Here is a 5,261-nt window from a genome sequence, read left to right on the forward strand (position 1 = left end):
CCCCCAACCCATGCACAAACACAACGTTGCCGCGTTTCTCACCGCTCCAGTCAGCGATCTTAAGAAGGCGCGACATCGACCCTCCATGAAAGCTGTGAATTTACCCCAATTCTAGCGCTAAACATTACAACCAAACTTAATCGGTCGGCCGATTTCGGCTTCCAACGCCCTTATCGTGTGAAACACGCGTTCGTGCTCCTGATGCGTCCCATGGCTGAAATTCAACCTGAACGTGTCGACTCCGGCCTGGGACAAAACCTTCAGCATCTCCGATGATGCGCTGGCGGGACCTACTGTGGCGACGATTTTTGCGCGGCGATACGAAACATGGACGTTCGGCCAAAGGGCCGCTCCCTTCATAGTACAAGAATGGCACGGAGATCGTTGACATTGGTGAGCGTGGGGCCTGTTTTCACCAAATCACCTATTGCGTCGAAAAAACTGTAACTGTCGTGCGACGCGAGAAACGCCTTGGCGTCAAAGCCAAGCGCGCGGCCTCTTTCCAGAGTATCAGGCGTGACGATCGCCCCGGCAGCGTCTTCGGTGCCGTCAATGCCGTCAGTGTCACCTGCGATCGCCCAAACCCCCGCGCGCCCATTTAGTGCAACGCAAAGTCCCAGAAGGAATTCGGTGTTGCGTCCTCCACGTCCTGCTCGTCCGCCTCCTATCGAGACAGTCGTCTCACCTCCAGACAGCACCACTGCCGGTCCGCGTACGGGAAGCCCATGCTGCTGGGACGATGCAGCGATGCCGGCCATGAATGTACCTGCTTCCCGCGCCTCGCCTTCAATTGCATCACCAAGAATGAGCGGCTTCAGTCCGACTTTCTCCGCCGCTTCCGCCGCTGCCGCCAATGCGATGGAAGACGCGGCGATCAGGCGAACATCACTCGTGAGTTCATTTGGTTTTGGCGTTTCCAGACCTTGATCCAACACAGCTTTTGCCGAAGGCGGCAACACAATCCGTCGCCGGAGAATGATTTCACGTACGTCTGCAAGGGTGCTCGCGTCGGCAATTGTGGGCCCAGATGCGATAACGGCCGGGTCATCTCCAGGTACGTCGGAGATCACAATTGTCAAGACCTTGGCGGGCCACGCCGCATGGGCCAGTCGTCCGCCCTTTATTCGCGAGAAATGCTTGCGGACCGCGTTCATTTCGCTGATTGTCGCGCCGCTGGCAAGGAGCTGGCGGTTGATGTCCTGCTTGTCCGCGAGGGTCATTTCTCCCGCTGGTGAAACGAGAAGCGCCGAACCGCCGCCCGAGATCATCGCCACGACGAGATCTTGTTCCGTGAGGCCATGGACGGCTTGCAATACCTCGCGAGCCGCGACTTCGCTCATTGCGTCTGGGACGGGATGAGCGGCCTCGACGATCCGTATTCGCCCCGCATCCACAGCATGTCCGTACCTCGTGACGACAACACCGGATACATCATGGTCAGGCCATGCCGCGTCGATCGCCGCGGCCATGGCTGCGGAAGCCTTGCCGGCACCCACAACGATGCACCGGCCTGCAGGCTTAGGCGGCAAGTGCCTTGCAACTGCCGCCATCGGATCAGCACTTGCGACGGCTGCGTCGAAAATTCGTCGCAGCACATCGCGAGCCTTGTCGTCGGTCCAATCCATTTCTGGCCGATCAGACGTTCGACGAGTAGATTGCATCAACAACGGCGTTGGTGACATCTTTGGTTGTTGAGGTTCCACCCACGTCGGGCGTCAACACTCCAGAGCCCGTTACCTGCTCAACCGCCCGCATCAGTCGGGCCGAGGCATCTGCCTCACCGAGATGGTCAAGCATTTGTACCGCAGTCCAGAACGTGGCGACCGGATTGGCGATACCTTTTCCCGTGATATCGAAGGCCGAACCATGGATCGGCTCGAACATTGAAGGAAAGCGACGTTCCGGATCGATGTTGGCGGTGGGGGCGACACCCAGACTTCCGGCCAAGGCCCCAGCGAGATCCGACAGAATATCCGCGTGGAGATTGGTGGCAACGATGGTGTCGAGGCTCTTCGGATTGAGAGTCATTCGGACAGTCATCGCGTCGACCAGCATTTTGTCCCACGTGACATCGGGAAATTCCTGCGCCACCTCTGCTGCTATTTCATCCCACATCACCATGCCGTGGCGCTGTGCGTTGGACTTCGTGACCACCGTCAGCAGCTTGCGCGGTCGCGACTGTGCCAGCTTAAATGCGTATCGCATGATGCGGGTCACCCCGACGCGGGTGAAGATTGCGACCTCCGTTCCAACTTCCTCGGGCAGACCTCTATGCGTCCGCCCGCCGTTGCCTGAGTATTCACCTTCGGAATTTTCGCGAACAATCACCCAGTCAAGATCGCCTGGGCCGCAGTTACGCAGGGGCGGCGTTATTCCCGGCAAGATTTTCGTCGGACGGACGTTGGCATACTGGTCGAAACCCTGGCAAATCGGCAGGCGCAATCCCCAAAGAGTCACATGGTCCGGGACGTCGGGCGCTCCGACGGCCCCGAAATAAATGGCATCGAACTTCCTGAGTTGCTTGAGCCCGTCTTCCGGCATCATGACGCCGTGTTTCTTGTAGTAGTCAGAGCCCCATTCGAAATTTTCGAGATTGAACTTCACGTCGCCGAGGCGCTTTTCAAGACTTGCCAGAACTGTGGTCCCGGCGGCTATCACTTCCGGGCCGATACCGTCGGCTGGGATCGTGGCAATTGCATATTCACGCATGTGCGTTCTCCGTTTTGAGATAATTCAGTGTTGATTGAGGGGCTTTGCGGCGACGAATTTGCTGGATGAGCGAGCGAGCAGCAAAGTCACGACCGCCGATAGGATCAGCAAACCTGCGACGAAATAGAGGCCGCCCTGAAAACTGCCCGTCAGATCCTTGATCCAGCCAATCATCGAAGGTCCAACGAAACCGCCCAGATTGCCTAAAGAATTGATTGTCGCGATGCCGGCAGCCGCAGCAGGGCCGGAAAGGAAGATCGTCGGCATGCTCCAAAGCGGCGGTTTTGACGAGCTTACGCCGATGTTGACCAGGGCCAGAGCAAAGAGAACAGCTACAACTGTCGTCGCTGCGCTTGCGAAAATCAGGCCAGCTGCGGCCAGCAGGCATGCCCCGACGACGTGCCAGGTCCGCTCACCAGTCCTGTCGGAATGCCGCGCCCAAAGCACCATCGCAACCACCGCCAGAATAGCCGGAACAGCGTTCAGAAATCCGACTTGAAGCGACGAAAGGCCGAATTCCTTGATAATCTGGGGTGCCCAGATACCCAAGGTATAAAGCCCCGCCGACGTACCGAAGTAGACAAGAGACAGCGCGAGCACACGAGGATCGGCAAGGCCACGCCAGATGCTGTGAGCGGCAGCCGAACCCTTTGCAGCCTGCTCCGCCTTCATTGTGCCAACCAGCCATTCGCGCTCGTCATCGGCCAGCCACTTTGCCTTTTCGGGCTTGTCTGTGAGATAGAAGAGTACAACTACGCCGAGGACAACCGCCGGAAGTGCTTCGATCAGAAACATCCACTGCCATCCGGCAAGTCCGAAAAGGCCATGCATTTCCATTAGCGCCCCGGATATTGGCGATCCCAACGCCGTTGAAATCGGTGCTGCCGCCATAAACAGTGCTGTTACGGCAGCGCGGCGACGGGCCGGGAACCAAAAGCTCAGATACAGGATGATGCCGGGGAAGAATCCGGCTTCGGCGACGCCGAGCAGAAAACGCAGGCTATAGAAACTGGTCGTGCCTTGGACGAAAGCCATGCAAGCTGAAACGAGACCCCATGTAATCATTACGCGGGCAATCCAAATCCGTGCGCCTACCTTGTTGAGGATAAGATTTGATGGGACTTCGAACAGGAAATAGCCGAGGAAGAAAATCCCTGCCCCGAAGCCAAATACCGTTGGTGAGAACCCCAGGTCCTTATTCATCGTTAGTGCCGCGAAACCAATGTTAACGCGGTCGATGAAGGCGATGAAATAAAGGAGCATGATAAATGGAACGATGCGCAGTGAAACTTTGCGCATGACGCGCGTTTCCAGGTCACTGGTCATGACGGTTACCTCCCTGATCATGAAATGATGAAAGCGCACCTCCTGCGCTTCTGGACACATTACTGACCGGAGGGCCCAATCTTCAACGCATATGGAATTATATAAAAAAATGGTATAATCCGCGGTGGGAGGCATGTTTTGGAACTGTATCAACTCCGCTGCTTTATTGCTGTTGCCGAAGAAATGCATTTTGGTCGCGCAGCGCATAAACTCGAAATTTCTCCTGCTTCACTTGGGCGTCAGATACGCATGCTCGAGGATTCGCTCGGTACCAGGCTTCTGGCGCGCACCACGAGGAATGTGGCTCTGACTGACGACGGGACGCACCTGCTTGCGGAAGCCAGACAAATTCTTTCCCGCGCCGACGAAGTCGCGGCACATTTTCGTGCAGAGCGCCGGGATCAGAGTTCGATTTTGCGTGTGGGTGCGATCGACAGCGCGGCGGCGGGGTTGGTTCCCTTGATGTTGCATGATTTTCGTCAGAGCAACCCCGATATCGCTGTTCAATTGCTTGAGGACAAGTCGATACGGCTGATCCCAAAACTGCTTTCAGGACGCCTGGACCTCGCGTTCATACGTCCACCGGAGATCATTGATCGCAATCTTGCCATGAGGTTTCTTTTTCATGAGACGGCCGTCGTGGCGGTTTCAACGAAGCATCCATTGGCAGACAGGAGCAGCGTGTCAATTCACGACCTTGCCGATGAACCATTGATCGTCCCTGAACGGCGGTCTCGGCCGCATAGTCACGACTTGACGATCAAACTCTTCACCGAGGCAGGACTCCAGGCGCGGATTGCTCAATTGGCAGAAGAGAAACAAACTATCGTAAACCTTGTCGCCGCGCAGCTCGGATTGGCGATTGTGCCCCATTGGACCTCGCGTCTTGCTGTCAGTGGGGTTCGGTATTTACCTCTTAAGGCAGAAAATGGTGCCGCGATGAACAAACTGCCACTTACAGTGGCATGGGTCCGAAATACACGTGATCCTCTGCGGGACAGGTTACTAGAGACACTGCACCAAAATCTTAATACCTACGCTGCGCAGGCATAGTTGTAACGACCTGCAAAAGTCTGACTCATTTGCCGGAGAACTCTGACAAAGCGTAATTCCGTTGAAACTTTGCAAGCTTAAACACACACCGACAAAGGTCGGGCGGGCGATTTATCGACGGAGACGGTTTTGCCAAGGTCTAGAGGCGAGGCACACGGGTCTCGGCAATAAGA

General features: G+C 56.4%; 4 protein-coding genes and 1 pseudogene. 1 reads left to right on the plus strand and 4 read right to left on the minus strand.

Annotated elements, in window-relative coordinates:
* Positions 1–138 precede the first annotated feature (138 nt).
* The 4 genes and pseudogenes from AAAC48_RS22060 to AAAC48_RS22075 all read right to left on the minus strand — a co-directional run.
* Positions 139–360: pseudogene (locus tag AAAC48_RS22060) on the minus strand (pyruvate kinase); the annotation flags it as partial.
* Positions 357–1,625, minus strand: coding sequence for a glycerate kinase (locus AAAC48_RS22065; RefSeq protein ID WP_340656248.1), 1,269 nt, complete (start codon positions 1,623–1,625; stop codon positions 357–359). The gene AAAC48_RS22065 and the pseudogene AAAC48_RS22060, both read right to left, overlap by 4 nt.
* A 10-nt stretch (positions 1,626–1,635) precedes the next feature.
* Positions 1,636–2,709, minus strand: coding sequence for a tartrate dehydrogenase (locus tag AAAC48_RS22070; RefSeq protein WP_340656249.1), 1,074 nt, complete (start codon positions 2,707–2,709; stop codon positions 1,636–1,638).
* Between the two features lie 24 nt (positions 2,710–2,733).
* Positions 2,734–4,035, minus strand: a complete 1,302-nt coding sequence (locus AAAC48_RS22075) for an MFS transporter (RefSeq protein WP_340656250.1) — start codon at positions 4,033–4,035, stop codon at positions 2,734–2,736.
* Positions 4,036–4,173: 138 nt separating this feature from the next.
* Between AAAC48_RS22075 and AAAC48_RS22080 the strand changes: the two genes are divergently transcribed.
* Complete coding sequence (locus AAAC48_RS22080; RefSeq protein ID WP_340656251.1) at positions 4,174–5,088, plus strand: LysR family transcriptional regulator; 915 nt, start codon at positions 4,174–4,176, stop codon at positions 5,086–5,088.
* Positions 5,089–5,261 lie beyond the last annotated feature (173 nt).

The sequence above is a fragment of the Phyllobacterium sp. genome, from assembly GCF_037994405.1.
Classification (GTDB): domain Bacteria; phylum Pseudomonadota; class Alphaproteobacteria; order Rhizobiales; family Rhizobiaceae; genus Phyllobacterium.